Source organism: Nocardiopsis sp. NPDC058789, assembly GCF_042745575.1.
Classification (GTDB): Bacteria; Actinomycetota; Actinomycetes; order Streptosporangiales; family Streptosporangiaceae; genus Nocardiopsis; species Nocardiopsis eucommiae.
The window spans coordinates 32,189-58,565 of sequence record NZ_JBHYOW010000011.1; the positions used below are offsets into that span (position 1 = coordinate 32,189).

The 26,377-nt window shown below is 66.8% G+C and carries 13 protein-coding genes and 1 pseudogene; 5 read left to right on the forward strand and 9 right to left on the reverse strand.

Annotated elements, in window-relative coordinates; genetic code table 11:
* Positions 1–393: a hypothetical protein gene (locus ACFW3L_RS17585; protein WP_378741653.1), complete on the reverse strand. Its 393-nt coding sequence runs from the start codon at positions 391–393 to the stop codon at positions 1–3.
* 473 nt (positions 394–866) lie between these two features.
* On the opposite strand from ACFW3L_RS17585, the gene ACFW3L_RS17590 reads away from it, so the two are divergent.
* Positions 867–1,841 carry an HNH endonuclease gene (locus ACFW3L_RS17590; protein WP_378741655.1) on the forward strand — a complete coding sequence of 325 codons (975 nt, stop codon included), beginning with the start codon at positions 867–869 and terminating at the stop codon, positions 1,839–1,841.
* A gap of 46 nt (positions 1,842–1,887) precedes the next feature.
* On the opposite strand, the gene ACFW3L_RS17595 is transcribed toward ACFW3L_RS17590, so the two are convergent.
* Positions 1,888–2,538 carry a hypothetical protein gene (locus tag ACFW3L_RS17595; RefSeq protein WP_378741658.1) on the reverse strand — a complete coding sequence of 217 codons (651 nt, stop codon included), beginning with the start codon at positions 2,536–2,538 and terminating at the stop codon, positions 1,888–1,890.
* An 864-nt stretch (positions 2,539–3,402) separates the two neighbouring features.
* Here ACFW3L_RS17595 and ACFW3L_RS17600 point away from each other — a divergent pair.
* Complete coding sequence (locus ACFW3L_RS17600) at positions 3,403–4,818, forward strand: GntP family permease (RefSeq protein WP_378741660.1); 1,416 nt, start codon at positions 3,403–3,405, stop codon at positions 4,816–4,818.
* A 477-nt stretch (positions 4,819–5,295) separates the two neighbouring features.
* Here the strand turns inward: ACFW3L_RS17600 and ACFW3L_RS17605 are convergent, their stop codons facing one another.
* From ACFW3L_RS17605 to ACFW3L_RS17625, 5 genes are all read right to left on the reverse strand, one after another.
* Entirely contained in the window at positions 5,296–7,680 is a 2,385-nt protein-coding gene (locus ACFW3L_RS17605) for a UvrD-helicase domain-containing protein (protein ID WP_378741662.1), read from the reverse strand.
* Positions 7,677–14,360, reverse strand: a complete 6,684-nt coding sequence (locus ACFW3L_RS17610) for a DEAD/DEAH box helicase (RefSeq protein WP_378741664.1) — start codon at positions 14,358–14,360, stop codon at positions 7,677–7,679. The genes ACFW3L_RS17605 and ACFW3L_RS17610 overlap by 4 nt, the downstream gene beginning before the upstream one ends.
* A gap of 2 nt (positions 14,361–14,362) precedes the next feature.
* Entirely contained in the window at positions 14,363–19,285 is a 4,923-nt protein-coding gene (locus ACFW3L_RS17615) for a class I SAM-dependent DNA methyltransferase (RefSeq protein WP_378741666.1), read from the reverse strand.
* Positions 19,285–22,125, reverse strand: a complete 2,841-nt coding sequence (locus ACFW3L_RS17620) for a DEAD/DEAH box helicase (RefSeq protein WP_378741669.1) — start codon at positions 22,123–22,125, stop codon at positions 19,285–19,287. The genes ACFW3L_RS17615 and ACFW3L_RS17620 overlap by 1 nt, the downstream gene beginning before the upstream one ends.
* A gap of 228 nt (positions 22,126–22,353) precedes the next feature.
* Positions 22,354–23,403, reverse strand: a complete 1,050-nt coding sequence (locus ACFW3L_RS17625) for a serine/threonine-protein kinase (RefSeq protein WP_378741671.1) — start codon at positions 23,401–23,403, stop codon at positions 22,354–22,356.
* A 224-nt stretch (positions 23,404–23,627) separates the two neighbouring features.
* Here ACFW3L_RS17625 and ACFW3L_RS17630 point away from each other — a divergent pair, with 224 nt between their 5' ends.
* Positions 23,628–24,056: a hypothetical protein gene (locus ACFW3L_RS17630; protein WP_378741673.1), complete on the forward strand. Its 429-nt coding sequence runs from the start codon at positions 23,628–23,630 to the stop codon at positions 24,054–24,056.
* A 112-nt stretch (positions 24,057–24,168) separates the two neighbouring features.
* Here the strand turns inward: ACFW3L_RS17630 and ACFW3L_RS17635 are convergent, their stop codons facing one another.
* Both ACFW3L_RS17635 and ACFW3L_RS17640 read right to left on the reverse strand, forming a co-directional pair.
* Positions 24,169–24,492: a hypothetical protein gene (locus tag ACFW3L_RS17635; RefSeq protein WP_378741675.1), complete on the reverse strand. Its 324-nt coding sequence runs from the start codon at positions 24,490–24,492 to the stop codon at positions 24,169–24,171.
* Positions 24,493–24,595: 103 nt separating this feature from the next.
* Positions 24,596–25,068: pseudogene (locus ACFW3L_RS17640) on the reverse strand (ATP-binding protein).
* Between the two features lie 238 nt (positions 25,069–25,306).
* Here ACFW3L_RS17640 and ACFW3L_RS17645 point away from each other — a divergent pair.
* On the forward strand, positions 25,307–26,161 hold the full coding sequence (locus ACFW3L_RS17645; protein WP_378741677.1) for a DUF5753 domain-containing protein: 855 nt from the start codon (positions 25,307–25,309) through the stop codon (positions 26,159–26,161).
* Between the two features lie 2 nt (positions 26,162–26,163).
* On the forward strand, positions 26,164–26,343 hold the full coding sequence (locus tag ACFW3L_RS17650; protein WP_378741678.1) for a DUF397 domain-containing protein: 180 nt from the start codon (positions 26,164–26,166) through the stop codon (positions 26,341–26,343).
* Positions 26,344–26,377: the final 34 nt, after the last annotated feature.

The window sequence follows — 26,377 nt, forward strand, 5'->3', positions numbered from 1 at the left end:
TCACCGGCCCCCCGGGGCTTGCGCCCCCTCGTTCAGGGCCCGCGCGTAGGCCTCGACGTCCTTCGTGGCCACGCGGCCCTTCACGGTGACCTTGGCGTCGCCGTACTCCACCGTCACCGACCGCTGACCGCTCTGTTCGATCCACTGCCCCAACAGCGTCACCAGAGCGGCGAGCACCGGTTTGAGGATCGCACCGGCCACCACCACCGCCCCCGCGAGCAGCGCGGGATCAGCGGACCTGGTCCTCTCGGCTGCCTCACCCTCCGCCACACCGACCTCGTCGACGTCCAGGTCCTCCAACAGGAGCACCAGGTCCCGGGTTTGCTGTTCCGCCTCTTCCTCCGTGACGTCCTCGTCGAAGTCGACCCTGGCCACCAGCTCGCTCGGCTCCACGCGCGCGTTCTCCCGATTCCCCGACAAGGGGCCGCTCCGTCACGACCCGATGACACTCCGCCACGCAGGTCTACCAGCCGGATACGTCGTTCGTCAGGGACTTGCGACCACTGACCGGAACCGGCCATGCGACAAAAGGAATGCCCTGCGAGTCCAGGACTGCACAACAGGCATCTATGCGACTTGTACGCTCGTTCCCCGGCTGTGCCCCCTGTCCCGGAAGGCGAACCACGTGGCGTCCCGAAGCGAACTCAGCTCCCGCATCACACGTGCCCTGTTCGAGGTCTTGAGTGAGCATCCGGAGGGCCTCCACAAGAATTCGGTCCAGGAGCGTGTTCGCGACTCGATTCCTCGCCGAGGCCGTTGGTTGAGGCTTCCAGGTACCTGGGTGGGATCCGACCGGTTTCCGATGACCTCACGAAAAGCCGGACCCGACTCATGCGACAATCCAGCCAAAAGACATCATTGCCTCCATGAAGGCATATGTTGGAGTCACCGACCGCGCGTGGGCCGAATTCCTCGCGCGGAGACCTCACCTGAGAGAGATCAACTTCTGGCGCCCCTCCTCGAACCAGGTCTTCAGACGGATCGGGTTGGGCGACCTGTTCCTCTTCAAGACCCGTTACCCGCACAATCGGGTCGTGGGCGGCGCCGTGTTCAGCGGTTTCACTCGGACCCCGCTCTCCAGAGCCTGGGCGGCCTTCGGCGAGGGAAACGGCAGAAGCAGTCTGGAAGAGCTACGCGAGGCCCTCAACCGGTACCGCCTCAAGGAGGGCAACCCGGCCATTCGCGTCGGTGAGGACCCACTGATCAGCTGCGTCATGCTGCGCGACCCGGTGTTCTTCGACGGCGATACCTTCGCCCCACCCCCGGACTTCGCGAGCAACCTGGTCCAGGGAAAGGGGTACGACGACGTCACGGACTCGGCGCACTCCGCGTACTTCACCCCGATCGCCGAGCGAATCCTCTCCACGCACGAGGAGGTCCACTTCGGCGATCCCATGGAGAACACCCACACCTGGGCGTTTTCAGGCCCCACCCGAGGTCAACCCGTGCCCGTGCGTCGACGCTATGGGCAGGAGGCGTTCAAGCTCGTACTCCTCGACTCCTACGAAGGCAGGTGCGCGGTAACCGGAGTCGACGTGGCACCGACCCTCGAGGCGGCCCACATCCACCCAGTGAGTGCGGGAGGGCTGCACCGCCTGGACAACGGGTTGCTTCTGCGCGCCGACATCCACAAACTCTTCGACTCCGGCTACTTGGGGATCTCCCCGCAGTTCAAGGTCCGGGTGAGTCCGGCTCTGGCGAGCCACTCCGCAGCGGGCGAGTACTACGCGTCGCTCGCGGGCAGGGACATCAGTCTGCCGCCGCGAAAAGCCGACCGTCCCAGCAGGGATGCTCTGGGTTGGCACCAGGAAGAAGTGTTCCTCGCCGGTGAGCGAAGGTGACAGGGGCACTGTTGGAGACCCCCACCTGAGGGAGCCCGCCAGGGAGTCACCGTCCGTCACTCCAGAGCCACTCGGGTTCCAGGTTGGTCGTCAGATGATCCCGCACGGCCTCCTTCACCAAGGGCCGCAGGCAATACTGAGCGACCCGGAGGTGAGCCCCCGGATCAGGGCAGATCAGAACAGCCAGGACACGCACATGCAGAACCGCTGTCCCCAGGTCGGCACCGAGGATCAACTGCAAGCCCTTCCAGACGAAGCCCAGAGCGGCCTCCGCGAGTGTGGCACGCACAGGACTCCAATGAGCGGCGTCCTCGTGTTCCAGCACCGCGTCCTTGAGCCCTTCGGGGGTTTTGTCCAGCAGATCGGCGCCGTGATCGAGAAAGTTGGCGATCTCGGCAAGGAGGTCGCACCAGAAGTGCCCTGCCATCTCCTTGCCGTACTCGGCCAGAGCCGGGTCCTCCCCCGACCGTTCCTGGACGAGGGCACGCAGGTCCTTGTCGAAGACCTGTTCATTGAGTCGTCGGCCGAGCCTTTCGACCCGTTCAACGGCGCCTGGGTTCTCGGACAACCACGCGACCAGAGCCGCGACCGCGACCCTGCCACCGGCCTGCCTGAGGTACTTGGTGGGAACCCTTCGGTGGTTCTCCCGAAACTTCCTCGATTGCTCCCGCCATTCCCGCTCGGCGGGGTCGCGCACCTCGCGGACCCCCGCATCACCTCTGCGCGCCCTTTCGATGTGGCCGGACCAACCGTGAGCACTCCCACCGCAGGAGGAACAGACGCATTTCGGCTTGACAGCGTGCTCACATCGCTGGCTGTGCCGCGGGGATGTGCTCACTGAACCTCCGAGCGAGGGGAGATCGACGCGGAGTCGGTCGACCGTTCCCAGGGTCTCCCGAGGTGGTTGGTGCGGGGTATCTCGGGGACGGACACATCCGTCTGTCCGGGCCGGCAGGCGTCCCTTTCCCCACGCGGCCTTTCACGCCTCCCGGCACCCACTCAACGGTCCTCGGAACACTCGCGGTTCACCTGGGGCCCTCGTCAGAACAACGGCAGGGTCCCACCAGCCGGAGATGCCGGACGCTTCTTCCTTCCTCCCCGGGAACGGTGACGCGACTGACGTTGAGCGGCGGTTTCATCACCGGTCTCCACAGCGACGACGGTTCCGGCCCTCTTTGACTCTCCGTAACCACGCGGTCCAGGTCCTGCACCGTCGCGTGGCGGAGAACAGGACGGTGTGCCAGTCCGGCACCGGCTACTGATCGGCACTCACGCGCGTCTGGTGTCCCCTCCCCCTAAAGGGCCCATACCGTAATGTGCATCACACTTTCAACCCTCAAGGGCCCCACAGTTCCCAGCGGTTTGACAGCCCGTTCACCATTCCCCCCGCCGTCGCTTCGGCACGAGGATGACCGACGTGATCGACCGCCCGACCAGCGGTAACGACCCCACCGACGCGGAACGTCCCCCAGCCACCGGACGACCGCGCCCAGCCCTTGGAGACGCCCTCGTCTCCCGGTGAGAATTCGGCACTGGTTGCCCCAACCCCCCGAGGAGTCCCATGGCACTGGGAATCATAGGCATCGTCACGTCCCTGCTCCTGCTCATCACCCTCGCCTACCGCGGCGTCCCCGTCATCCTCGCCGCGCCCCTCGCCTCGGCGGTCGCGGTGGTCTTCTCCGGGGCCCCGATCCTGGCCTCCTACACCGAGATCTTCATGCCGGCGATGGCCGGCTTCGTCGGCAGCTGGTTCCCGGTGTTCCTGTTCGGTGCGATCTTCGGCGTCCTGATGACCGTCACCGGCTACGCGGAGAGCATCGCCCGCACCGTGACCAAGCTGGTGGGTTCGCGGAGCGCGATCGCGGCGACGATCGTCACCTCGGCCCTCATGACCTACGGGGGCGTCAGCCTCTTCGTCGTTGCTTTCGTGATGTACCCGCTGGCCCGCGAGCTCTTCCGGGTCGCCGACATCCCCCGACGCCTCATTCCCGCGACCATCGCGCTCGGCATCTTCACCTTCACGATGACCGCCCTGCCCGGCAGCCCGCAGCTGCAGAACATCATTCCGGGACAGTTCTTCGGCACCGGTTCGTTCGCCGGTGCCGGGACCGGGCTGCTGGGTGGTGCCCTCATCTTCGGTCTCGGCCTGCTGTGGCTCGAGTACCGGCGCACCGCGCTGATCCGCAAGGGTGAGAGCTTCGACAGTCCCGAGAGCGCGCGTGCCGTCGGCGGGGCCTCCGACGACGACGCCGGCAACCAGGTCACCACGCTCGAACCGGCGAACCGTCTCGTCCCCTTCCTGCCGCTGCTCACCGTCTTCGCCGTGAACTTCGCCTGCACCCTGATCATCTTTCCGGCCCTCGACTGGTCCTACCTGGCCGACGAGAAGTTCGGCGGGATCACCATCGACCAGCGCCTCGGGCTGTGGGCCGTGCTGTTGGGCATCATCGCGGCGATCCTCGTCCTGGTCGCCCTCAACCTCCGCCAGCTCGCCACGGTGTGGACCGGATGCGTCGACGGGGCGAAGCGGTCCATGCTCCCGATCTTCAGCACCGCCTCCGAGGTGGGCTACGGCGCGGTGGTCGCCTCGGTCGCCGCCTTCGCCGTGGTCCGCGACTCCGTCTTCGGCCTCGGTGTGAGCGCTCTGTGGACCTCGGTCCTCTCCGTGTCCATCACCGCCGGTCTCACCGGCTCCTCCTCGGGCGGTATGACGATCGCGCTCAACGCCCTCGGCGACGACCTGCGGACCATGGCCGAGCAGGAGGGCGTCAGCATGGAGGCGATGCACCGCCTCACGGCCATGGCGGCGGGCGGTCTCGACACCCTGCCGCACTCCGGGGCCGTGGTCACCCTGCTCATCGTCTGCGGGCTCACCCACCGCCAGTCCTACAAGGACCTCGGCGTCGTGACCCTGGTCATCCCGGTCTTCGTGGTCATCGCACTCGTGAGCCTGGTGTCCGTCGTCGGATCGTTCTGAGCACCGAGAAGTGGAGCAAGGAGGACCCGGTCAGGCATCGTCCCTGTCGGGTTCTCCAGGCTGCCCAGGCGACAATCCCCAGCGATCTCCAGAGCGCCGAGTGCGCCTCGCGAGTCTCCTCGAACTCAGCCTGGGCCAGCCACTTGAGCTGGAACAGCGCGGAGACGACGTCGCCCCGACTGCAGCAGCTGGAGTTCTTCAGTGGGGCCTGTTCGCCCTCAACCTCGGCCAGGTACTGCGCAGGGCAGCGTCACTCTCGAGCCCGTCCGAGTCTGGGGAGACTTCGGGGAGCTCGACAACACGCTCCTGGGCAGCCTTCTCGGTGGTGGCCGGGGAGAGAACGACGCAGACCCCGCCCAGGCTCACCAACAGGACATCGCTGATGGCACCACGACCGAACCGCTGTGGCCTTCGCTCCTTTCCTCGACCTGGCAGCGGTCCCGGCCCCGCTCGGGGCCGGGACCTTCTTCGATCTCCCTACAGAAGGGCGTTCGGGGGCTTGAAGAGGCCGTTGTCCTCGAACCCCTCCTCGGGGACAGGTGCCAGCTCAACCTGCTTTTCCCGTGCGGCCCAGTCCGGCAGGAAACGGCTGGGCTCGCCGTGCCAGGAAAGCACCAGGGAGTCCCTGGCCCGGGTGGCGGCCACGAACAGCAGGGAGCGAGCCATCTGGAGCTCGCGGCGATACCGGGCCGGGTCGCTGTCCTTGTGGCGGTCCACGTTGGCGTTGGGCACCAGGGTGTCGGAGACACCGGCAACGATCATGTGCTGGTACTCCAACCCCTTGTACCGGTGCAGAGTACCCACGTGGACGGATTCCTCGTGGCCGGTGGGCGGCCCTTCGGGGCCCAGGGTCGCGGCGCTGACCCCGGCGCGGACGAGTTCACGTTCGACCTCGCCGACCATGTCCCGCATGGGAACCGCCACTGCGACGGACGCGAACTTCCCCTCGGCCAGGGCCTGTTCCCTGATCGCTCCGATCCGGGCGACCAGAGCATCGATCTCGGCCTCCCAGGTGCCGGAGCCGTGGAAGAACGGTCGGGGACCGCGCAGGACCGAGCGGTAACCACGGAGGGTGTCGGTGCCCTCGTCAAGATCGTCCCAGGTCTCCTCTCCCAACAGGCCCAGAGCGGAGCCGAGGATCTCACGCGTGGTCCGGTAGCTGAGGGTCAGACGCGCGGAACGGCCGACGATGTTGATGCCGAGGCTGCCCAGGGACACCTGGTTACCGTAGATTCGCTGGTGCGTGTCACCGACCAGGAAGATGTCGTTGTCGGTGTGGTCCACCATGGAGCGCAGCAGCGTCCAGTGGGCCGGATTGAGGTCCTGTGCCTCATCCACGACCACGTGCTCGTAGCGGAACCGCAGGTTGGCGAAGGACTGGTCCTGGTGGTGGAGCATCTGACCGCCGGCCTTGGCTTCGCGCTCACGGTTGGCGGCGATCTTGGCGGCGCGGTCGCCCTCCGCCCGAGCGGCCGCCTCGGCGACCTGGCGGAAGGTCCAGACTCCCCGTTCCTCCAGGCGCATGGTGAACCGCTCCACCAGCTGCCAGATCTCGGCCCGCTGGGCGCGGCTCACTCGCTGCCCACGACCGGCTCTGCGTGCGCGGTAGTACTCACCACGGGTGCGCACGCTCTGGCCCAGGATGACCTGGCTCCACTCGGCGTTGAGGAAGTCGGCGTCCCATGTGGCCTCACCGAGTTCGGTGAGCATGTCCTGCCATTCCCGCGCGGCCTGCTGGTCGTTGATGGTGCGGCGGCGCTGACGGCCCTGCCCGCTCTCGCTGACGATGCGGGAGGCGAGTTGGTCGATGTTGACGACGTCGACCCGGTCCAGGAGCTGTTGCCCGCCGAGGTCGAGCAGGCGGCGGCGCAGGTCCGCGGCGAGGTTCTTGTTGAAGGTGGTGAGCAGGACGGGCTTGGTGTAGCCCGGTCCCAGCCGGTCCACCAGGTACTTCACCCGGTGCAGGGCGACAATGGTCTTGCCGGTACCGGGACCGCCGCTGACCCGGGCCGGCCCCTTGTACCCGCGAGTGACGAGCTTGCGCTGGGTGGGGTGCAGGAACACCTTCCACGCCGCGAAGTCGTCCTCGAGGACCTGCTGGAGATCGGTGTCGGCGGTGGTGACACGGGTGGCGGGGCGGGAGAAGGCGGTGTCGTAGTCCGTGGTGTCGACGGGTTCGGCGGCGGCGACCGGCCGGGTGACTTCCTCCATGACCTCGTCGAAACCGCGCCCGTCAGCGAGGGCGAGGAGGACTTCCTCGGTGTGCTTGGGGGCGAACTCGACCAGACCGAGGAGCCTGCTCTCGGTGGTGATGGTCAGGGCGAGGGAGACCAGGCCGTCGGCGACCCCGAGCTCACGCAGCTGCTCTTCGGTGTAGTCGGCAAGGAGGGGGCGGGAAGGCTGGGGGCCGGATGCAACCGGTCCGGGTTCGGCGGGCGCCGGCTCAGCGGCAGGCTGCTCCGCTTCAGGCGTAGGGGCGGAAGCGGCATCCGGGACAGCGGTCCCGGTCCTGCTCGCCTCCTCTGAAGCCACCACGTCGAAGATCTCCAGGGCACCGGTCACCTGGTTGATGTCGAAGCGGTACCGCTCCAGGTGCTCGTACACCTGCCCGCGTGGGCGCAGGGCGACGAGGATGTAGTCCTGGTTGCCGACATGGAAGAGGATCGCGCGGTACTCCCCCACCCGTGCGGAGAACAGCCGCTCACCCTTGAGCTGCTTGAACCCGTTCGTGGGGTTGGCGGGGTTCTCCCGGAACTTGTACTGGAAGTCGTACAGGGCCCCCTTGACGTTACGGGGGAGCTTGCGGATCTCCTTGTCGGCCTTGTCGAGTAGCCGCAGTGTGGCCTTGTCCTGCATGCTCATCCCTTCGCGATCGTCGTGTCTTCATCGCCGACGGTGAGGTGCCCGTCGTCTGTGCTCACTGCTCCTGTGGTCAGTATCCGCGCCAGTTCGGACACCTCCCACTGGTCGGCCTCCCGAACATGCCAACCCGCCTCGATGTAGGCGGTCTCACCCCTGGCCCTGTCCTCGGCGTTGCCGATGAGCTCGGAGGAGAGCACGACGGCCACCTTGTGGTCGGGCCAGGCGAGTTCGGCGGGCCACATGCCGGTTCCCAGTTCGTAGCCGACCTCGGGTGCGGGTGTACCGCGCCGCTGGAGCTCACCGGCCAGGGTCTCCAGCCCGGGCTCGTCCGGATCCATCAGCTCCCACACCTGAACCCACGCGGGGTCGACGGTGACGTCCAAGCTGTGTCCGGGGTGCTCCAGTCCGGTGGAGGTCTCCTCGGCGACCATGGTGTCGAGCAGGGTGACCAGCCCTCGTTCGAGGTCGCTGGTGAGTACCCGGGTGCTGGTGAGGGTGTCCCCGAAGAGTTCCGTCACCTCGACCGGGTCCATCGCCTCCAGCGCTAGGGTGCTGTAGAGGCCGTCACCGCCCACCGCGGACAGCACGGACACGTCCAGGCTCTTCAGCGCGCTGAGTGCGAACTGGCCGCCGTCACCACCCTCGTGCGTGAGGAACTGGACCAGGTTGCCCCAGTACAGCCAGGCCTTCCAGCGGCGTTTGTGGGCGTCGCCGCCTTCCGCCACGGTCTCCTCGCTGTCGTCGAGCACGCTGAACGCGCTGACCGTGCGCTCGGCCTGGTTGGCGACGAGTACCACGCGGCACCCGGCGTCGTCGGCGCCGCGGATCAGGACGCAGCCCGTTCCTCCGACCGGACCGGGCAGCCGGTCGCCGCGCAGGGCGGAGGTGATGTGTGGTGCGAGTTCGACGGCTCCGCCACCGGTCTTCTCGGCCCCGGCGGTGCGCATGATCCCGGTGACCGCCGCCTGGGACCGTTGGGCCCAGCGCGTCGGATCGGGGTCGCCGAGGTAGGAGAACAGGGTCTCGGCGGGGCTGTTCCAGACCGTCGCGTCGAGCTCCTTGGGATCCCCTCCCTGTTGCCCGTAGGCCTGTTGGGCCTGCATGCGCCCGTTGGGCCCGTAGGGCAACCAAGCGGGGTGCGGGACCTTCTTGCCGTCCAGGTGGTCGAGGTCGTCCCAGTTGAGCTGGAAGACGGTGATGCCGTGGGCGCGCAGCCTGGCGCGCTTGTCGGCGTCGTCGGCGATCCGGTTGTACTGCTCCGAGGCGTGGTAGGAGTAGCCGTCCAGGTAGAGGGCGACCTGCTGACGGCTGGTGTCCAAGCGGCGGAAGACCACGTCGGGTCGGGTGCCCTTGATGCTGTTCTGGAACAGCACCTCCCAGCCGATGACCTTGTCATCGCCACCGATGAGGCGCAGGACCGCGCTGCGTCGGCCGTTGACCTTGCCACCCAGTTCGAACGAACGGCCGGAGCCCGGGGTTTTGGCCCAGCGTTGGAGGGCCTGGAGGAAGCGGGCCTCCAGTTCGCTCTCGACCTGGTCCCACAGGGAGATGTCGTCGGTGCGGGCGATGCTGTCGGTCTCCCAGTCCTCCAGCAGATCCGTGAGCATCTCCTCGGCCAGCGCCCGGTCCGCATGCGGGAACTCGTGGTCGCTGACGTGGGCGAGCAGGCAGCGGTGGCAGGCGGCCCGGCCCTCGTCAGCCTGGCAGCGGCAGTGCGCTACGACTTCGTGGGCGGCGGTGAGGATCTCACGGATGCCCTCAGCCCCGGAGCGGGGGTTCAGGTAGCCGCTGCCGCCGGGCAGGGTGTCGTGGATGACCAGGTAGCGGCGCTGGTGGCCGGTCTCGTGGTCGGGCATGGCGGCGACGGTGGCGGCCAGGTGGTCCAGAGCTCCGCCGTAGACGCGGGCGAAGCCCGCCATGAGCGCGGCCTTGAAGCTGATGATGCGCTCGGCGGTGTGCACGGTGGCCACCGGTAGCAGGATGCGCAGGGCCTCGGTGCGCAGTGAGTGGGCGAGCACGATCTTCTCGTGCTCCACTTGGTCGCCGCGACGCTGCGGGCACCAGGGCCGGTGATAGCTGCGGCCGGAATCGTAGGAGCTGCCGAGGACGTTGCTCACGGCGTTGACGGGTTCGTCAAGGGTGGCACCGCCACAGGCCCGGCAGACCTGGAACGGGGTGGGGGTGACCTCGTTCCCGGCGAAGGTGACGGTGGCTGGCCGGTTCATCCGCAGAGCGCCGAGGTTGAACCGGCGGATGACCGCCTCCCGGGTAAACTCCACGCCGAACACACGCCCGGTGTGGCGCCAGGCGCCGGGGGCGATGGCCTCCTCGGGAATGTCCACGGCGCTGGCGGTCTCGTAGAAAACGCGCTGGCGCTCGTCGTGCTCGTCCCGGATGAGGGCGTCGTCGCGGCGGTCGCGCGCGTACACCCGGGTGGGTTCCAGGACCCGGTACAGGCTGCCCCGGTCCGCGATGACCGCGCTGGAACAGCGGGGGCAGGGCGAGGTGTCCGTGGCGGCGTCGTGGGTGCGCACGTATCCGCAGGCGGGGCAGACCCGCCAGTCCCGCCAGGCGGGTCGGTGCATCGAGCCGATGTCGAGGCCGTCGACGGTGTGCCGGTAGCCGCGCACGTAGTAGTGGTTGCCGGGGGCGAGCTCGGTGAGGGCCCGGGCGGTGGGGCGCTTGTACTCGCGGACCTCGCTGTGGAACCTGGAGTCACCGTCGGCGTCGCGCTCCTCCCAGGTGAGGGTGGCCTCCAGTTCGGTGGCGCTGTCCACGAGGGAGTAGTTGGGGAGCACACCGAGGTCGACCAGAGCGCCGTGGGCACTGGTGCGGCCGATCTCCCCGATGCGCCTGCGCACGGCGTTGCGTTCGGCCTGGAGTGCGCGTTTGCGGCGCTTCTGCTCAGGGTCGGACTCGATGAGGGCGTCGATGGAGCGGCCGACGGTCTCCACCCGCTCGCGCAGGTCGGCCAGGCGGGCCGCCCAGACCTCTTCAGCCCGGGTGACGGTCTCCTTGAGGCCGACGGTGGCGTAGTGGCGCAGCTGGCCCCCGGCGACGTCGTCCACGTCCTGCCCGGCCCCGGTGAACAGGTCGAGGAATCCGGAGACGAGGCGGTCACCGTGCGCGAGGGCACTCTCGGTGAACCCCGGAAGCCAGCCGAGATCGCCGAAGAGGTCGGCGGCACGGCCGGGCAGCGCCGGAACTCCGGGCATGTCGCCGCGGGCGGCGAGGTCGAGCAGGTGCGCGGCGTACTGGCGGCGCAGGATCTCCACTGCGGAGGGGAAGCTGCCTGGCGGGGCGATCTCCCCAGCGATCATGTCGAGCGGCTCCTCCAGGTAGTAGCGCTCGCGGGCGCGGCGGCCGACCAGGGTCAGCAGGAAGGCGTTGCCGGAGCGGCGTCCGGCGCGACCGGCGCGCTGCACGTAGTTGGCCGGACCGGTGGGCAGGGAGCCCAGGACCACGGCGGACAGGGCGCCGATGTCGATGCCCAGTTCCAGGGTGGGGGTGGCGGAGAGGACGTTGGGGTCGGTGTAGCGGCTTCCGCGTTTGAACGACTCCTCGACCCGTTCGCGCTGGGCGCGGGTGAGCTGGCCGGTGTGTTCGGCGGTGGTGATCCGGAAGGGCTCGGCCTCCCGGTAGAGGCGCCGGTAGTAGTCCTGGCGGAACCGGCGGTCCTCGTCCACGGTGAGGTTGCCGGTGCACCGGTAGCGGGGGCAGGCCACGGCGTCCCAGTCGTCCAGATGGACGGGGTGGGCGCTCTGGCGCCAGTTGCACACGTGGCAGCGCAGTCCGCCGTTGACCACCTGTTCGTCGTCCAGGAGCCGGACCTGGACGTGTCCGGGAGTGAGGCCGTAAACGTTGACACCCGCGTCGGTGGCGGTGCGGGTGAGCACGCCCTCCTCGTGGAGGAGCTCCAGGAGACGCCGCAGATAGCGGGGCGCGGCCTCCGGCGGGAGACCCAGACAGCGCGTGGTCCAGTCCTGGTACCAGGTTCCGCGACCGGTGACCGAGTCGAACTCGCTGCGTTCCTTGCGGTCGTCGGTGAGGAAGCGCGGGGCGGGCAGTCCTCGGGGGAAGGCGGGCATGCCGTCGGGGCGTTTACCCCAGATGGTGCCGAAGCGCTTGGCCCCGACGTTCTTGATCCAGGGTTCGAGCCACTCGTGGCTGATTCCGCCCCGGGTGCGCAGGCGTTCGAGGAGCCCGCGCACGTAGCCGCGGAAAACTGCCGGGGAGGGGCGGCCCTCGATCTGCTCTCCACTGTGCTGGAGCAGGTCTGCGGCAAGGGCGGCGATCCGGTCGGGTTCGTCCAGCCGGACCTGGGCGACGGCGGTCCGGGTGAGTTCGAGGGTGCGGCCCTGCCGGGAGCGCAGCCCGAACTCCAGCACGGAGGTGAAGGCCAACCGCTCCCCCACCAGGTCCCACTCACGGGCGCCGCCGGCGCTCTCCCCTGCCAGGAGGCGGTCCATGCCGGGCAGGTCGTGCATGTCCGGGGGGACCACACAGGCCAGGTAGGCGGGGTCCTCGGCGCGGGCGACGGTGTCGGCGATGAGGTCGTTGAGGTCCAGCGGCGCGCCACCGGTCTCCTCGTGGTGTTCGCGCAGCCGGGAGGCGAGCAGGGCGCGGGCGGAGAAGGTGTAGGAGCGGTTGGAGACGAACCCGGCCCGGTGGGCGGCGTCCTGTACCGAGTCGCTGAACATCAGCGTCTTGGGGGTCTGACCGTCGTGGGCGAGCTGGCCGCCGGTGAAGAGTTCGGTGACGGAGACCGAGGCGAGCGCGGCCAGACCCGAACCGAGGAACCGGGTGCCCTGGTCCGCGGCGCAGGCCGGGCAGCGGTCGTTCTCGGCGGCTTTGAAGGACTCCTTGGTGTGCGAGATGTCAGCGAGCACGAACACGCCGTCGAGCTGCCCTGCCTCGTGTTTGGCGAGGTCGGTGGCGGGATTCACCGGACGCACATGGTTACCGGAGGATCGCAGCACCAGGGTGGCGGCGGGGTTCTGCTCGGCCTCAGCGCGGCTGGCCCGGATGAGGGGGCGGACGAACTTCTTACTGGCGATCGCACCCCGGTAGACCTTGTCCGGGTCGGTCAGCAGGTCAGCCGGAGCGGACTCCTGGGAGAGCGCTGCCCATCCGGAGCGGCCGCAGTGACGGCAGTAAACGGCTGGCAGGCTGACCCGACCCAGGTCGGAGGTGGTGGTCTCCGAGCCGAGGGCTGGCGGAGCTTCCCCGTGCCAGGCGAAGGAGGGTTTGTCAGCGACCGCGCGCAGGAGCCGGGAGACCGAGCGGACCCACAGGTGGGTCTCGATGGTCACCAGGGGACGATCCCGCTCTCCCTCAGGGGTGTCCGGGTGGCGGGCGATGGAGAGCAGCGCGATGTAGCGGGCCAGGGCCTCGGCCGCGTGTTCGGGGGCGCTCCTCAACGCGATGCCCCAGGCATAGGCTCCCCGTTCGGGGAGCTCTTCCAGGACGGCGGTGAGCGGCGCGACCGTGCCGTCGAGGATGCTGAGCACGGCCTTGGTGAGGATGTGCTTGCGCAGGACCTCACCGAGTTCAGGCGGGGTGAGATCGTCGCGGCCGGTGAACTCGGCCATGATCCGCCCCATCGCTGTGGGGTCGGAGTGCGGGTCCTTGATCTGCGCGACGTAGACCGGGTCGGGCACTGGGTACTCGTACTCGATCTTGCCCATGAACTCGTTGATGGCCAGGCGGTCCTCACCGACAACGGAATCCGGACCGAACTCGCTACCGAAGACGGTGGAGGCAACCTCCCGAATGCGAGCGGTGGGGTCGTGGTCCTTGGCAGCAGGGGTTCCCGGGGTGACACGGGCACCGGAGGGGCCGGGGGTTGCCAGGCTGTCGGGCCCGTCCTGTCCGAGGGTGGCGCTGGTGGCCACCGGGCAGATGTCACCGAGCGGACGGCCCGGACGGGCGTTTCCCGTGGCGGCGGCCAGACGGCGGAGCAGCATGGCGACGTCGGTGCCTTGGGCGCCGTCGTAGGTGTGGAACTCGTCGACCACGACATAGGTGAGGGCGGAGTCCTTCCAGAGCGGAAGGTCCTGCTCACGCTGGAGGAGCAGGTCGAGCATCTTGTAGTTGGTGATGAGGATGTCGGGGCGCTGGCGGCGGATCTGGGCTCGGGCCGTGCTCACCCGCTGGTATCCGGTCTCCGGGGTGTCACCGATGTAGAGACCTGCGGTGACCTGGGACAGGGCGGGCTCGAGTAGGAGTTCGTTGAGTCGCTGTGCCTGGTCGGTGGCGAGCGCGTTCATCGGGTAGAGGAGGACGGCCTTGATCCCGTTGTTCCCGGCGGCGCGCTCACGACGGCAGTGGTCCAGGAGGGGAATCAGGAAAGACTCGGTCTTACCGGAACCGGTGCCCGTGGTGATGAGGGTGGGCTCGGCGGGGCTGTTGAGCGTGGAGAGGCGTTCCCAGGCCCGGGCCTGGTGGAGGAAGGGGCTGAAGCCGGGCGGATGCCATTCAAGGTGGCTGCGCCAAGAGTCATCCGAGGTCCGGAAGGGTGTACGGACCCGGAGGTAGGTCCCCCGGAAGATGCCCTGGACGGGGTCGGTGAAGAAGGCTTCGAGGCTCTCCCGGACGGGTTCGTCAGCGAGCGCGAAGGTGGTGGAGAGGTACTGGGTGATGTTCCGCTTGACCTCTGCGGCGGCGAGCGTGGGCTGCATGGTCAGGCCTCCCCATCCCAGGTGCCGTCACGCTTGGCACGCTCGACGATTTCGGTGAAGTGAGCGTGTGCCTCGCGGTACTCGCGTTCCCGGTCGGCCTTGTAGAAGGGCGCGGAGTAGCCGTCAGGGACCGTGTCGGTTGGGTCGTCCTTGTCCAGGTACTTCTGAAGCTGGAGGAAGTCTTCCTTCGACTGTCCGTGACCGAAGGCGTACCGGTCCTCCGCGATCTTGCGACCGTCCGCGTCAAACCAGGTCCGATCGTCACGCCCTGCCAGAATCTGGAACCGGGCTTTGTAGATGGCGATCAGTTCTTCGGCACTCATGCCCAACCAGGTCGCGACGAGTGCATCAAGTTCAACCAGGGCAGCACGGCGTTCGTACTCGGTACGCAAAGGTGAGGGGTACTCCCACTCAGGGCTGATGTCCCCCAAAGGTGACAGGCGAGGCCATTCGACGGCCCAGGAATCCTGCATCCAAGAATCGTCGTAGAGCTCGGACCACAGAGGTGTGTAGGCATTGGTGAGGCAGTTCAACCGCATGCTGCGGACCATCAGTGCGGTTTCCAAAGGGTGACCTGGGGCAGGCGCGGGCATCTTGTTTGCTTCAGCTACCTGTAGGTGCGAGCGCCCCGTGATGCGTAGGAGGTAGTCCAGCGGCAGAGCAGCCCAGAACCCGGCGTTCAAGACCGTAGTTCGATCGTCCCTGACTCGCATCGAATGGACAGTGTGCACATGAGTAGGACCAGGAGGGATCAGAGCAGCGTTAAGACTTCTCTCCGTATCGAAGGGGATCATCACTCTCCAGGATAGCCGGAAGTACTCTGAATAGTGCCTACCATCCCATATATCCTGAGCTGCGAGAAATTCTTCACTCCCCGAAGCTCGCTCATAGTTAGCCGCAGGAAGAAATTCCTCTTCGATAAAAAGCGGATCCACCGAAGGCCAGTCTTTGGCATGCCGGAAGGGGATATTTGGCTGCTGAAGAAAAGGAGCCCCCGGAGAGACATGGGGGCCCTGAAGAACCAGCTCTCCAAGGTGAGCTACTTCAGCATTATTCCATCTAATCAAACCCGATTTCTTATCGTTTGCCTCATCAAAACCACGACTGATATAGACCCCTTCACTGTCCAGCCTTTCGCCATAACCAGACAGAGACCGAACAGCGCCAGCCTCGGAACTCGTGACCAAGTGCAAAAGCGCAGCTTGATCCGCACTCCCAGGGGAACCAGTGACATCTTGCCACTCTCGCAAGACCTCGTCGTCCACCCGAACCAAACGCTCATGATGCGGACGGAGATCCCACTTTCCTTCATGCTTGACGCCAGGAATCTCACCCAAACCATCATGTTGCAAAGATCCAGCTACAACCGACGCCCCATAGAGCCAGCTCATGTTAACAAAGTCAACGTATTCACGCCCCTCGCCATAGACGTGAACTCCAAACTCTCGACTCCTCCCCACCGGACTCGGGAACGCCCAATTCCCAGCATTGACAAAGTGAGCATGAAATCGGAGCCTACGATAGGCCTCAGCCCTCAAATTTCCTTCCTTCACTCCACCAAAATGAGTGTCAGAATGAAGCATTGACGCAAAACCTGAAGCCCCCAAATTTCCCCATACGCGACACATGAAAGCACGGTAGAGATCAGGCTGAGTCCCCGCCATAAGCGGATAAACCGCCTCACTAGACAGGAAACCACTAAGGCCAGAAATTTCTTCCAGCTCCTTCAGAAAATACGCACAAGGAGCCTCAGAGTCGAGACGTGCAATCTTGCGTTGGTACTTCACGTCAGCCGGAGCCTTCTCAACCAGCTTGAACCACGGGTCGATCTCAGCCAAGACGCTATCTTCCTCCCAGCGCGGCCGAACCCACGGCGGGTTACCTACCTGAATATCAAAGCCACCTCGACTCTTGAACAGGTGAGAGAACTGCAGCTCCCAGTGGAAGAAGCCGTGCCGTTCAGCGAGGCTCTCCACCTCGCGCAGCCATGGGAAAAGCTCACTCAGGCGATACTCAGCTTCCATACCGGTGACGGCGGGAAGTGAGTGCTCGGCCTCGTCAAGGTCGGCGAGTGTGTCAAGGTCACCGAAGATCGTTCCCTCGACGTCTTTCACACCGATCAGGGCCTCAGCGAACTTGAGCCACGATTCAAGATCGACAAGCGCCGAACTCTCACGCATCGAACCGAACAGCGTGCCGTCCCTCCCGGCACCGCTCAGGTCCAGTGTGCTGTCCAGACGCTCGTAGACCTCGTCGCTGCTGTCCAGCAGCCCGGCCTTCTGCACCGGCCAGAACCACAGCGCGCACCAGGCGTCCATCAGTGTCTTAAGGCGCCAGTACGGGGTGCCCTTCTGTGTCAGGTTGTCGAGTACCTCTTCCCGCGGGATGACGTCCTCGGGCTGATTGATCCACTTCGCGCCATAGACGTCAATGGTCCTGCTGATCTCGCGCTCAGACAACTCCAGGCGCCGGATCACCAAGCCCCACAGGAACTCCGCCCGCTTCGACAGGGCCTGCAATCGCCGGAACTGGGAATTCTTCCCTGTCGTCTTCGGCCTCTTGCGCATCGCCTTGCGCCAGGCGTTCAGCTTGGCGGTGTCCTCCGGAGCGAGGTTCTTCGCCTCCTTCTCCGCAGCGACACTGCCCCAGCCCTGGGCGGGCAGTAGGAAGTGGTGGATGTATCCGGCCTTGATATCGCCGTCGCGGAACGGCTGATCTTCCGGCGCGGACTTGAGCCATTCGCCCTTCTTCACTGTCTCGGGGGCGTACAACCTCCTCCCGGCCCCGATCAGCGAATTGCCTCGCCTCAGGTGCAGACCAAACCACGGCGCCTGCAAGCCCGGGTACATCACGTTCAACCAGAGCGAGACCTCCGCCAGCTCCACCGCTGTCCCATTGAGATCGACCCCGTACACCCGGTGCAGGGCGATGTAGGCCTTGACCTTCTGCAGCTCCACGGCGTAGCGCTCGGGGTCCAGCTCCTCCCCGCGCTCGGCCGTAGCCCGTTTGAGATACTCAACCGCCACCTGGTTGATCGCCTCGTTGAGGAAGGCGCCCGAACCCAGAGCGGGCTCGCAGATGGTCCACTCCAGCAGCTCCCTCGCAGGAGTCGTCTCGCCGTTCTGGTCGAGCCGTTCCCACAGGGTGAGCTGGACGGTCAACTGAGTCAGCGACTCCGGTGTGTAGTAGGAAGCGCTGGTCTCCCGGTCGCGCCCGGCCAACCGGTACACGAACGACCCGGGCTTGTAGACCACGATCGGGCGGTCCTTGCTGGACTTGCCGTTCTCGTCCTTGACCCGCACCCACACGTCGTCGCTGTAGTCGTCGACCTTGGACGCCGGGATCATCCACGAGCCACCCGACGAGTCACCGTTCTTGGCGGCCTCGTACAACTCCTCCTGAGCGATGAACCCGGTGTAGGACATGAGCCCCTCGTACACCGCGCCCAGCTGGTTGATGCCGAGCTGCGCGTACGAGATGAACCCGCCCCGGCCCTTACGGCTCCCGCGCGAGATCATCAGCTTGCGCAGCACCTGGTACAGCGCTTCGTTGCGCAGCCGGGTGTCCAGCATCCGCACGCCCGGCTCATCCGGGTCGTCCTCCGGGTGCGGCAGCCGGGTACCGATCAACCGGGTGCGCTCAGGGTCGAACAGGTCGGCCTTGAGCGGCTCGAAGCGAAGCCCGTCCCCCTCCGAGAGCCCCGCCGCCTCCTCCTCGGAGAGCTGGCGCCCGCGCGGATTGTGGCCCTCGTTGACCATGCGGACCAGCAGGTCCAACGACTGGTACAGGTGTGTGCTGCGCCGGGCCTCCTCACCCACCAGGTCGTTGACGACCAGGTCGCCGAGCCGCGCCATGCTGTAGCCCTGGACATAGCCCTCGTCGTCGGCGGGTACCACGCCCAGCTCGGGCCGGGCCTCCGCGTACAGCAGGAAGAGGATCCGGTACAGGTAGCGCAGTGACTGGCGGGCCAGTTCGTCGGCGAAGGTGCGGTTCGACTTGGTGTCGATCCGCTCGGGGTCCACATCCTGATCCCGTAGCCGAGCCAGGACCTCGTTGGCGATGATCTCAACCGAGTCCCGCAGCCCCTCCCGCAGCTCCTTGGACACACCCACGGCGTGCTGGCGGGAGGCGTCGACGAGGGTTGCGATGGGTTCGGTGCCGCCCTCCTCCGAGGGCAAGAGTGCGTGGGCGCCGAAGAGCGCGCCGATGGTGCCGAGTTCGTCGGTGTCGTTGCGTCCGAGCGCGGTGTCCAGGCTGGCCGCGAGGTAGCGGCCCTCGCCCCACACCGAGCGGTCGGCGAGGGCCACCACGCCCCCGGACAGGATCAGCACGTAGCGCAGGTTCTCGTCCCGGGCGAACAACCAGGAGACCAGTTTGGTGCCGAGGGTGATCTGTTCGCGGCCGCCCAGTTCCACAGGGTCGATGAGCCAGCCCGCGCCGTTCTCGTCCAGGGCGGCGTCGGGGTCAGGGGCCCAGCCGCACTCGACGGCGGCGACGGTGCCCTCGTACAGTGCCAGCCGCACCGGGACCAGGTCGTCGCCATGGGAGAAGGGCGGCTCCAGCGGCTCGTCCTTGGGGCTGAAGCCGAGCGCGGTGAGCACGTCGCGGTGCAGGGCGCGCAGAAGACTGTGGTGGGCATCGACCTCGGCCTCGGTGGGCTCGGTACCCTCACGCACCTGTTCGACGTGGTCGGCCAGTGCCGGGCGGACCTTGAAGTACCGCGCCTTGAGCTGGCGCAGGCCCAGGCGCGGGGTGACGGGTTCGGGGCTCCTCGTCTCGTCCCGGGCCCGGGCGTTCTCCTGTTGCTCCAGCTCGGTCCAGCCCTTGAAGGGGCCGTCCTTGCCCTTGAGCTGTTTGGGCAGTACCTCGGCCAGGTAGTGGGCGGAGAAGTACTCTCCCCGGTTGGCCAGCGAGTCGTAACCCATCAGTTCTCCCCCTTCACCACGGCGAGGACACGCAGCAGCGGTTCGCCCGCCGTGCTCATCCTGCGCATCAGGCGCTGCTGTTCGGCGTAGGTGTCGTGCACCCGTTCCTTCTTCCGCTGGCCGCGCAGGTCCTCACCCAGGCCCTCCAGGCTCAGCTGCTGCCACTGCTCCAACCGCTGCTGGGGGCGGGCCAGGTCCTCCTTGATACGGGCGTCGTACTCGGCGCTGCGCTCCTCCAGGTGGGCGCGGGCCGCGCGGACCGCCGCCGGGACCAGCTCCTGAAGACCAGTCAGGTCCCCGAGCTGGCCGGTGTTGACCATGCCGGTGCCCACCCCCGCCCGCCGGACGGCCTCGAGCATGTCCTCCAGCCGGGGCTCGCCGGGCAGGCCGGTGACGGCCATCCACTCCACCACCGTGGGCTGGCCCAGCTCGTTCGAGTAGGTGCCCTGGACCAGGAAGACCGGGGCATCGACGTCTCCGCGGATCACCGGGGCCTCGTTGCGGTGGGTCTGGACCTGGACCTTGTCCACCAGCCACTCCACCAGCGGGTGCAGATCACTGACGTAGCTGGTGTCCGGCCAGGTGGTCTTGGTGGCGCGGGCCTCGTCGAGGCGTTTCTGGGCGTGCTCACGATCGAAGGTGACGCGCAGCCGCTCCTTGACCTTGAGTTCGCGCAGGTAGTCGACGGGCAGTGCGCTGAGGCGGTGGGCCAGGTCCCGGGGCGGTTCGAAGGCGAGGATGCGTTCGTCCTCGTCGACGGAGACCTCCCCGGCGACCGTGCTCAGCGCGGCGCGGACGAACTCCTCCGTGGAACCGAAGAGCTGGGGTTCGGGGGCCCGTTCCGGTGCGGCCTCCCCCTCGGGCACGCCCACGTCGCCGAAGAGCACGTCTCCGACCCAGGCCGAACCCTCTTCCTGCTGGTGGTGCGCAGAGTCCAGAGACTCGTCCACGGTGCGGCCCTTGAGGAGGTCCTGGATGAGCCGGTCCTCCTCCTTCTTGGCGCTGAAGAGGCCGGTGACCGTTTCGGCGGTGCCCATGGCCCGGTGGGCCTTCTCCTCGCGGTCGAGGAGCCTCTCGGAAACTGCGGTGTCGTCCTTGGCGCCCTCGACGGCGGAGGTGAGGACGAGGGCGCGGAACTGGGGGCGGTGCTTCTGCCCGAAGCGGTCGATGCGGCCGTTGCGCTGTTCGATCCGGATCAGCGACCAGGGCAGGTCGTAGTGCACGATGTGATGGCACTGGCGGTGCAGGTTGACGCCCTCGGAAGCGACGTCACCGGTGACCAGGACGCGGACCTTGCTGGTCTCCAGGGCGAAGTCGCTGATGATGCGCTGCTGTTCGGTGTCGGAGAGGCCGCCGTGCATGAGCGCCACTTGCTCGGGCTTGAGCCCGAGTTCCTTGGGCAGGGTCTCGTTCAACCACTCCAGGGTGGGCACGGACTCGGAGAAGACCACGGCTCGGGTGGAGCTCTTCGCACCGACCCCGATGTCCTTGAGCTCCCCCACCAGACCCTTGAGCTTGGCGGAGTCGGCGCCGCCGATCTCAGCAGCGAGGTCGCGAAGGTTGAGCAGGGCCTGGTGCTCGCGCTCGTCCTCCCCGTCCTTGAGCACACCTGTACCGCTGTGGGCGATGGTCTTCAGCCGGTTCTCGACTGTGGTGGCCAAGGCGACGTGCGAGGACAGGAAGGCCTTCAGCAGGGTGTACGGGAACAGGCGGCGTTCCATGCGGACCACCGGGCCGCCCTCGCGGTCCCCCTCTGCCAGCCACACCTGGGTGAGTTCGGAGAAGACCTTCTCCTCGGCGGGGGTGGCGGGTACCCGCACCGACACCGACGGGCCGCGCTCGGGCCAGTCGTCGCCCATCTCCGCGCGCACCTCGGGATGCACCTTGGTGCGCCGGATGTAGAGGTGTTCGATGTCCTTGGCGGAGTAGTCCTTCGGGTCGGCGATGGCGGCCGGGTCGAGCAGGCGGATCAGCTCGGCGAAGGACTCGGAGTTTCCGTTGTGCGGGGTGGCGGAGGCCAGCAGAAGAGCGTCGGTCTGGGCCGCCAAAAGCCGGGCGAGCTGGTTGCGGAGGTTGCCCTCGTTGATGAGGTTGTGCGACTCGTCGATCACCACCGCGTCCCAGTGCATGCTGCGTAGGTGCTGGCCGTACTTGCCCTGGTTCTTGAGGGTGTCCACGGAGATGATCGCGCGCTTGAAGTACAGGAAGGGGTTGCGGCCCGCGGGGATGTCGCGCTGGACGCGCTCCAGGCCCACCGAGTCCAGGCGGACCAGCGGGATGGCGAAGCGGGTCCACAGTTCCTGCTGGAACTGCTCCAGGACCTGCTGCGGGGTGACGACGAGGATGCGCTCGCCTCGGCCGCGGCGGATGAGCTCGGCGAGGATCAGGCCGATCTCCAGGGTCTTGCCCAGACCCACCACGTCGGCGATGAGCACGCGCGGGCGCAGCTCCCGGAGAGCGAGTTCGGCGGGGCGGCGCTGATATACGAGGTCCTTGAGGAGGAACTTGTCCGGCATCGCCAGGCGTCGCTCGGACTGGGGCAGCGGGGTACGGCGCAGCACCGACTCCAGGTAGAGGCGGCTGCGGGCGTATCCCGAGGAATCGTCGTGCACCAGTCTGGTCCGCTCGGGGTCCAGGGCGGTGACCTCCTCGATCCCGGTGAAGAACACCGCGTCCTCACCGCGGACGAACTCCGATACCCCGACAACCCTGACCATGTGCCCGTCCACCGCCGAGGCGGCCGGGGTACAGGTGCGCACCATCCACTCCGCGTCACGTACCTCCACCCGAGCCCCGGGGGCGAACGGGCTCGTCTGCGTCGCGTCTGCGCCTTCGGTCACTGAACGACCCTCACTGTCCGCTGCGAATCGAGATATCCGGATCGCCCTGCGATCCGACCTGGGTTGGTTGTGGCACGTGGATCCCTGAGAGGTCACGCGCCAAGGGCGGTCCCGGTTGACCCGTACGCCGCGTACTCGGAAATCGGGAGCGCCTTGTTATCGGGAATCCATCAGGCGGTGACGGAGCCCCGGTCCCGGAAACACTGGGCTTCGGGCGGTGCCGAGCTGTCAGGCGGCGGGACGGGCATAGGCCTTGCGCAACCGCTCAGCCGTACGTGCCGCGCGGCCGCCCCGCTTCCCTGCCCAGGGCCCGACCGTGCGGGAGGGGTCAACCGTCTCCACTCGGGTGACGGGGGCGTGCCGCTTGGCTGGCGGAACCTCGTCGGTGAGACCCGTGCCCGGGACGTACGTCCGCTCCGCGAGACGCGCCCTGGCAGCCGCGGGTGACAGGTGCTTGGCGGCGAGCTGTTCGGTGAGTTGCGCACGCACGTCCGCCAGACTCGGCCGATCTTCCGGCTTGAACGCCAAGAGCTCGGTGACCAGAGGGGCAAGCCCTGTGGGGACCCCGGAAAGGTTCGGCTCGATGACCGGGTTGGCCGCAGCGAAGCCCAGGGCTTCCGGGGTGGTTCCCTCGTACAGGTACTGACCAGAGGTGGCGAAGACCAGCAGCGCCCCAAGGGCGTACACGTCTGCCCCGGCGCCCACCGACGTCGGAGCGGTGAACTGTTCCGGTGCCATGAAGCGAGGGGTACCCAGACGCATGTTGGTGTGCGTCAGGTCGCCTCCAGCGCCACCGATGGCGACCAGCCCGAAGTCGACTACTTTGGGGCCGTCGGGGCCGAGCATGACATTGGCCGGTTTGAGGTCGCGGTGGAGCAGGCCAGCGGTGTGAATGTCCGTGAGCGCGTTGGCCAGCACGAGGCCCAGCGCCGTACCGGTCACCTCGTCCAGGGGATCATGCCGCTTGAGGTAGGTGGCCAGGTCGAGGCCCGGTACATACTCCAGGGCGAGCCAGGGGATCTCGTCGGCGTCCTGTCCGGAGTCCACGAGCGCGGCCACACCCGGCCCCTGCACCATGCCCAGGGCCGTGGACTCGCGGTCGAACCGCTCGCGCAGATCCCTCTGTTCGAGACCCCCGACATGCAGGGTCTTGACCGCGACCAGTGAGTCGTCATCGGTACGCCCCGCGTAGACCACGCCCATGCCGCCCTTGCCGAGCCTGCCCAGGATTTCGATCCCGCCAAGCACACGGGGATCTGCTGGGGTGAGTGACTGCATTGGGGGACCTGCCAATACCTCGGGAGCCGCGCGTGAGTCGAGGGAGCACACGGTCTGCGGACCCAGATTATCGCCGCTGACCTGCACACTGATCCGGGACCAAAGTCCCTTTCGGAACTCTGGCCACATGCGGCCACTGTGGGCACACCCCTGGAGGGAAGGGGCCCGTAAGTGACACGGCAGAACGGTTCACGTGGACGATCGAGCTCTGGAATCGTGGGCGTATGCCCCACGTCGAGGTATCACAGGATTCGGATCACCAACTCGCGCTCCTCGCACGCTGGGAGGGATGCAGCAAGGGCGAGATCATCGCCCGGCTCCTGACCAGACTGTCCGTGGAGGAGTCGTCCCTGGGGTCCGCGAAAGCGGGAGTGAAGGTCCCCGTGTACGCCAACTACAAGAAGCAGCGTGTCGAGGGGTGGTTCGACCCGGCGACGCACATGCTCGGTATCGTCTCGCCTCCGTGGGACGGCCAGGTGTTCGACGATCCCAGCCCTGCAGCCGGCGCGGTAGTGGAACGGGCCAACTCGCTGCTTCCCCTCGAGAAGAGAGTGAGTATCTCGCGCAACGGCTGGATCTTCTGGAGGCTGACCGCAACGGGGGAACAGATCCAGTCTCTGCGCATCGGAAAGGCGGCGGAACAGCGTTCCTAGCCCCTTGAGCCACCGACCAGCAGCCCCAAGTGCCCGTGACTTGCTCAAGGAAGCGGTGCGGTGGCGGCTGCCCCGCCCTTGGAGACGGCCGCCACCGGCTACATGGTCGAGATCACCAGAGTTCGAGGACCGGGGGCAGGAGGCGGGTGAGGGTCTGGGCTTCGAGGACCTCGGTGAGGCCGGTGGGGCTGGCGATCCAGTAGGAGCCGGTGCGCTCTCCGTACCAGATGATCAGGTGCGGGTTGCGGGCCTGGAGTGAGGCGGCGAGGGCGTGCTCGGAGCGGTATTCGGCCAGGTGGCCGCCCAGGCGGGGCAGGTGCTGGGCGCGGCGCTTGCGGCAGGAGTGGTGTTCGCAGGTGGTGCAGGCCGGGCCGGAGAGCGGGTTCCGGCCGAGAGCGTCGTTGGAGGGTCGGGGTGCGGGGATAGGATGCGTCACTGATCCTGCTTTCTGACTTCGCTAGGTCTGGAATTCGGGGTTGTGTGGGGGCCCGGGAATCGCTGCAACGCTTTCCTGGGCCCTTTTTCGTGCGTGCGTGGAGCTAGTGGTTCAGGTGGGGCCAGATGCTGTCCTCGAAGTCGTAGGCGAGGAAGCCCCAGACTTCGCGGTGGCTGGGTCGGCCGTTGACGTTCGTGGACGCTGATCATGCGGTCGGTGGTGACCCCGTCGTCGCGGCAGATGACGCGGAGTCCGTCTCGGTGGCGTTCGCACAGGAGCCCGGTAGCAGCGTCCGGGCAGTCCGGAGCGGGAGTGCTTGAGGGCGTTGCTGGCGAGTTCGGAGCCGATGAGGGTGAAGAGGTAGCGGTAGTCGGCGCTCTGCTCGGCCGCGCAGCTGTCCAGGAAGGCCCGCACCAGCGGGAGGAAGAGCGGGGAGGCGCCGAAGTCGTAGCGGCGGGTCCTGTAGTGGGGGCGGTCGGGTCGGCCGTTGAAGTAGTGCCGGTAGGCGTGGGGCACGAGTTCGTGGAGGGCGATGGTCACCTGGGCCATCGGGGGTACGGGGGCGAGAACGGGCATGACGAACAGACTCCTTACGCAGGCGGAAGCAGTGAGTGGGTCGAGGGAGTGCCCGCAAGGCCGATGACCTTCACGTTTCCCCCACGGAGGGAAAGGGGCACGGCGTAGCCTGAGCACCAGAGATCCTGCGAACTTTCTGTGAGACCCCGGTCACTGTCTACACATCCATCATGTTTTGGAGATTCTCTGGAGTCAAGCCGAATGGAGAATCTCCAGGAAGTTTTGATAGATTGCCTCCATGAAGCCCTCCTTCAGCCCAACCATCAGGCGTCGCCGCCTTGCTCGCATCCTGCGTGACCTTCGTGCGGAATCCGGTGACACTCTCGACATCGCTGCCAGGAAGTCAGGGGTTCCGCGTGCAACCCTGGGCAAGATGGAGACGGCCTCACTCAAGCGCATTCGAGCTGCCTACATCGACTGTCTCGCGGAGATCTACCAGGTAGACAAGAGCGCTTGGGAAGGTATGCACCAGCTCGCCAAGGATGCGGTTGAGCCGGGCTGGTGGTCCAAGTACAAGGACGTCTTCAGCCCAGCTGGGCTGCCGTCCTTCGAGGTGGAGGCCTCGTTCATTCGCGTATACGAGGCGCAGGTCATCCCCGGGCTGTTGCAGACCCCCGGGTATACGAGAGGTGTGTTCTTGGGTGCCAACGCCTACTCAGAGGAGCGCATCCATCGCCACATCCAGGCGCGCATGGAGCGTCAGGAGATCCTGAACCGGCTTCACCCTCCGGAGTATGCGGCGGTCATCGATGAGGGTGCTCTACGAAGGCACTCTGGTGATGCCTCGAACATGCGGGAACAGTTGCACCACCTCGTGGAGATGGCGACACGACCCAACATCGCGATCCAGGTGCTCCCGTTCTCCGCAGGCCTGCACGCTGCCAACCTGGGCAGCTTCCAGATCATGGAGTTCCCGGAGTCCAACGACCCCACCATCGGGTACTCCGAAACACCAACATCCACACTGTATGTGGAGGATCTGGAAGAGATCCGTCGATACGATGCCATGTGGCGTGAAGCAAGCAGCGCTGCTCTTACAGTGGCCGAAACCATAGACTTCGTGCATGACGTTGCCGAGTCAATAAAGGATTGATCGTGACTGACCCCGTGTTTCGCAAGAGCAGCTACAGCGGAGCAGGTGAGAACTGCGTCGAGGTCGCGGACCTGCACAGAGGTACAGCCCTACGGGACTCGCAGAACCCCACGAACGGGAACCTCCCCTTCCCTATTGCCGAGTGGACCGCCTTCCTCCACTCCGCCCGCGAGCAGCACTGACTCGTCGTCTCCCCTGAACCGGGGCGGGGTCGTG

Coding starts and splice junctions, on each gene's coding strand:
- ACFW3L_RS17590 (WP_378741655.1), top strand. CDS start 867: ATGAAGGCATATGTTGGAGTCACCGACCGCGCGTGGGCCGAATTCCTC.
- ACFW3L_RS17600 (WP_378741660.1), top strand. CDS start 3,403: ATGGCACTGGGAATCATAGGCATCGTCACGTCCCTGCTCCTGCTCATC.
- ACFW3L_RS17605 (WP_378741662.1), bottom strand. CDS start 7,680: ATGAGCATGCAGGACAAGGCCACACTGCGGCTACTCGACAAGGCCGAC.
- ACFW3L_RS17610 (WP_378741664.1), bottom strand. CDS start 14,360: ATGCAGCCCACGCTCGCCGCCGCAGAGGTCAAGCGGAACATCACCCAG.
- ACFW3L_RS17615 (WP_378741666.1), bottom strand. CDS start 19,285: ATGGGTTACGACTCGCTGGCCAACCGGGGAGAGTACTTCTCCGCCCAC.
- ACFW3L_RS17625 (WP_378741671.1), bottom strand. CDS start 23,403: ATGCAGTCACTCACCCCAGCAGATCCCCGTGTGCTTGGCGGGATCGAA.
- ACFW3L_RS17630 (WP_378741673.1), top strand. CDS start 23,628: ATGCCCCACGTCGAGGTATCACAGGATTCGGATCACCAACTCGCGCTC.
- ACFW3L_RS17645 (WP_378741677.1), top strand. CDS start 25,307: ATGAAGCCCTCCTTCAGCCCAACCATCAGGCGTCGCCGCCTTGCTCGC.